At 71.7% G+C, this 3,550-nt stretch carries 3 protein-coding genes; 1 reads left to right on the top strand and 2 read right to left on the bottom strand.

The genetic code is table 11. The features are described from left to right. Positions 1 to 73 precede the first annotated feature (73 nt). Positions 74 to 871, bottom strand: a complete 798-nt coding sequence (locus D7Y13_RS39875) for a TatD family hydrolase (protein ID WP_120586027.1) — start codon at positions 869 to 871, stop codon at positions 74 to 76. 123 nt (positions 872 to 994) lie between these two features. On the opposite strand from D7Y13_RS39875, the gene D7Y13_RS39870 reads away from it, so the two are divergent. Further along, positions 995 to 2,461 (top strand): TolB family protein, encoded by a 1,467-nt coding sequence (locus tag D7Y13_RS39870; protein ID WP_120586030.1) that lies wholly within the window; start codon positions 995 to 997, stop codon positions 2,459 to 2,461. A gap of 488 nt (positions 2,462 to 2,949) precedes the next feature. Here D7Y13_RS39870 and D7Y13_RS39865 read toward each other — a convergent pair whose 3' ends face one another. Continuing rightward, positions 2,950 to 3,201 (bottom strand): hypothetical protein, encoded by a 252-nt coding sequence (locus D7Y13_RS39865; RefSeq protein WP_120586028.1) that lies wholly within the window; start codon positions 3,199 to 3,201, stop codon positions 2,950 to 2,952. Positions 3,202 to 3,550 lie beyond the last annotated feature (349 nt).

Here is a 3,550-nt window from a genome sequence, read left to right as displayed (position 1 = left end):
GGCTTCGGCGGTGGCGGTGGCGGTGGGGACGGGCTGCGGGTTCATGAAGGCTCCTCTATCACGCGACGCTCGCCTACAGCGAAGGGGGCGGGAAAGCTTCCCGGAACAGGCGCCGGGCGTTCTCGGTCGTCCGCTGGGCGAGCACGTCCACCGGCTCCCCCAGGGCCTGGGCCATGCCCGCGAGGATGTGGGGCAGGTAGCCCGGCTCGGAGCGCTGGCCGCGAAAGGGCGTGGGGGCCTGGTCCGGCGAGTCCGTCTCCGCCACCAGCCGCTCCGGGGGAATCACGCGCAGGGCGTCCAGCGGCTTGCGCGCCTCCGCCCAGGTGACGGGGCCGGCGAAGGAGAAGTGGCAGCCCTTCTGGATGTAGAAGCGCGCCAGCTCCGCGCCGCCGCTGTAGCTGTGCATGAGGATGCCGGCGTCGGGCCAAGCCTCCGTCTTCAGCAGGTCGATGAGCGCCGGGTGCAGCCGGTGGCAGTGCATCAGCACCGGCAGCCCGTGCTTGCGCGCCAGGGCCAGGTGTCCGCGCAGCACGGCCACCTGTCGCTCCAGGGGCGCGCCGGTGACGGAGGGGCCGTCCAGGCCGCACTCACCCACCGCCGCCGCGCCGCCCTTCGCGAGCAGCGCGTCCAGCCGCTCCAGGTGCAGGCCGTCATCCTCGGGCGGCAGGTCTGGCAGGAACTGGGGATGAATGCCCAGGCCCACCTGGATGCGCGCGTCCTGGCGGGGAAGTTCGAGCAGGGGCTCCCACGTCTCCGGTCCCACGGCGGGAATGAGGATGCCGTGCAGGCCCGCGGCCCAGGCGCGCGCGACGACTTCCGGGCGGTCCGGCTCGAAGCGAGAGGCGTCCAGATGGCAGTGCGTGTCGATCATTGAGCACCCTTTTCCCAAACCCAGTTCAATCACGGACAGGCCCGGATGACGTGCCCTTCAAGGCGAGCCGTCCCCCGCGAACGGGAAGCTATGACGCGCGCCCCTGACTGAGGAGGCATGAGCATGACCAAGCGAGTGGTGTGGGGTGCGCTTTTCGGAGCGCTGACGGTGTTCGCGACGGGCTGTGGAGACGAGTGCGTCGACCAGTTCGACTGCCGCGACAAGGGGACGGCCCCCGAGGGCCAGACCTGGTCCTGCAACGAGGACAACAAGTGCGAGCTGCGCACGCTGACGCCCGCCCCGGAAGAGGACGCAGGCACGGAGACGGACGCGGGCACCGGGACGGACGCGGGCACCGGGACGGACGCGGGCACGGACGTTGACGCGGGCACCGACGCGGGCACGGAGGTCGACGCCGGGACGGACGCGGGTGCGGGCATGACGGTGGCCAAGGGCGGCGCGTGCACCGCGACGACCGAGTGCATGGCCGGCCTGTTCTGCGAGGCCGCGACCTGCCAGGCGCTGCACATCGCCGTGACGGGCACGGACGGCGGCACCCGGGCCATCGTGGCCCGCTTCGACACGCCGGGGATGACGTCCCTCAGCGATGACGCCGTGGCCAGCGCCTACCCGCGCTTCGGCCCGGGCGGCACGCAGGTGGCCTTCGTGCAGGGGGATGTCACCGGCGCCACGGGTGAGCTCGCGGTGCGCGCCGTGCCGCTCGCGGCCGGTTCGCCCACCGTGCTGACGACGGGCGCTGGCACGCGCATCCGCTACATGGAGTGGGAGCCGGGCAACGTGATTGCCTGGGTGCGTGGCTCGTCCGGCATCTCCACCATCCCCGCGACGGGCGGCACGGCGACGCAGGCCACCGCGACCGGCACGTTCCCGGACTTCGGGCCCAACGGCGTCGACTACGCGTACAGCGCTTCCGGCGCGGGCATCCAGGTCTCCACCGGCGGCGCCGCGCCGTCTCCGCTGGCGGGGTCGCCCACGTCCGGGGAACAGCCGCACTACAACCGCGTCACCTCGCAGCTGCTGTTCCTGGCCAACCCGGACGGAAAGACGGTGAACTTCGGCGCGGAGGTCACCCCGGTCCTCAAGCTGTACTCGCTGCCCGTGACGGGCGGCGGCGCCCCGCAGACGCTGGCGGACGCCACCTCCGCGCCCGTCACCGGTGGCACCCTGGAGTCCTACATCGCGAACCCGAACTGGGCGCCGGACGGCAGCTGGGTGGCGTACGTGCGCGCCTACTACCAGCTCATTGGCACCGCGGCCACGCTCTGCGGCAACGTGACCGCGACGGAGTGCGGGACCACCCCGGGCAACGTCCTCTTCCTCCAGCGCGTGAACACCACCACGGGCGCGCCGGAGGGCGCGGCGGTGTCCTTCGAGAACGAGGCCACGCTGCCGTCGTTCTCTCCGGACGGTCAGTACCTGGCCTACGTGAAGGGCGGTCAGCTCACGGTGCAGCAGCTGGATCCGGTCGCGGGCACGAAGGTCGGCGCCGCCATCACCCACCCGAAGGACACGTACACGGTGCTGACGAGCGAAGGCGACGACCACCGCCCGCGCTGGCAGCCCCGGTAGTCCTGCTCGGAGTTGAAAGCCCCGGCAACCGGGGCTTCCCGGCCCGCGTTCCCCGTTTCAGCGGGAGAGCGCGGGCCGTTGTCTTTGGGGGCGGGTGCGAAGCGGTGAGCCCACCGGTGCGAAGTGACGAACGCGGTCAGTCGGTGTCGCGCTGAACCCGCTCGCGTGGCTCCAGGATGCGTCCAGGGCGGTCCACGCGCCGGGACGCAAAGCGCGTCCGGAAGCACGCAGGAAGCGTCCACCGCAGCGGTTCCGCGACGGGTTCGAAGTGAAGGCGGAGACGTTGGAGCCGGGGCACCGTCGGAACCCGGAACGGGTCGCCGTGACGGGCCTGGAACGGCTTCACAACGTTGAAGGGAGACGGGCACTCCACCCGCGCCAGCGGAAGCGGCACCTGGTGGTTCGAGGCTGACAGCCGTGTCGCGACAGCCCTTCCTCGCGCGCCCTGTGTCCGGGAGCGCGGCCCGAGGGAGGACCGGACGGCTTCGTCAGCCTTCGACGACGATGCGGCGACCCAGCGCGCGGGTCATCTGCGGGGACGTCACCAGCTCCAGCACGCCGCTCATCTCACCGCCGGCGGTGTCGAACGCCGCGGCGATGACCTCTCCCAGCGTGAGCTGGGCCTTCTGGGCCACGACGCGCGCCCGCTTCGCCGTCCGCCGCAGCGCCGGCATCACCCGCCGACCCTGCCGCCGCACCGTCGTGCCACCACTCGTCTTGCCTGCGGTCCGCTTCGCCATGGTTCCTCCCGCCACTTCCCACTGCGCGGGTGAGTACACCTTGGGTCTGACATCATGCAGGCGGGGTGCCAGGGCTCGGCCTCCCCGGCGGGTCCTAGAATCCAGGGGTTTCCCTGTCGAATAGGGGGTTTCCGTGGGGTAGGACGGCCCACCTTTTTTCAGCCCTTCAGGGTCATTCCTCGTTCTGTCGAGTTTTTCGTTCAGCCAGCGCGGTGATTTCCACAGGACGTTCAATGGCCCTCATCGCGCCCCGGGGCCCGTGGGCACCAGGGTACGGGTCAGGTGTCACCCTGGGGCCACGCCCCCGTGGCTGGAGGGCCACGGGCCGCGCCGGGGCGTCCGAGGGGGG

The sequence above is a fragment of the Corallococcus praedator genome (genome assembly GCF_003612125.1).
GTDB lineage: Bacteria > Myxococcota > Myxococcia > Myxococcales > Myxococcaceae > Corallococcus > Corallococcus praedator.
The sequence above is the reverse complement of the archived record's forward strand: the minus strand, read 5'-3'. Positions and strand labels throughout refer to the sequence as shown.

Bases quoted from the DNA above. Each gene is read 5' to 3' on its own strand.
- D7Y13_RS39870 (WP_120586030.1), top strand. From the start codon at position 995: ATGACCAAGCGAGTGGTGTGGGGTGCGCTTTTCGGAGCGCTGACGGTG.
- D7Y13_RS39865 (WP_120586028.1), bottom strand. From the start codon at position 3,201: ATGGCGAAGCGGACCGCAGGCAAGACGAGTGGTGGCACGACGGTGCGG.
- D7Y13_RS39875 (WP_120586027.1), bottom strand. From the start codon at position 871: ATGATCGACACGCACTGCCATCTGGACGCCTCTCGCTTCGAGCCGGAC.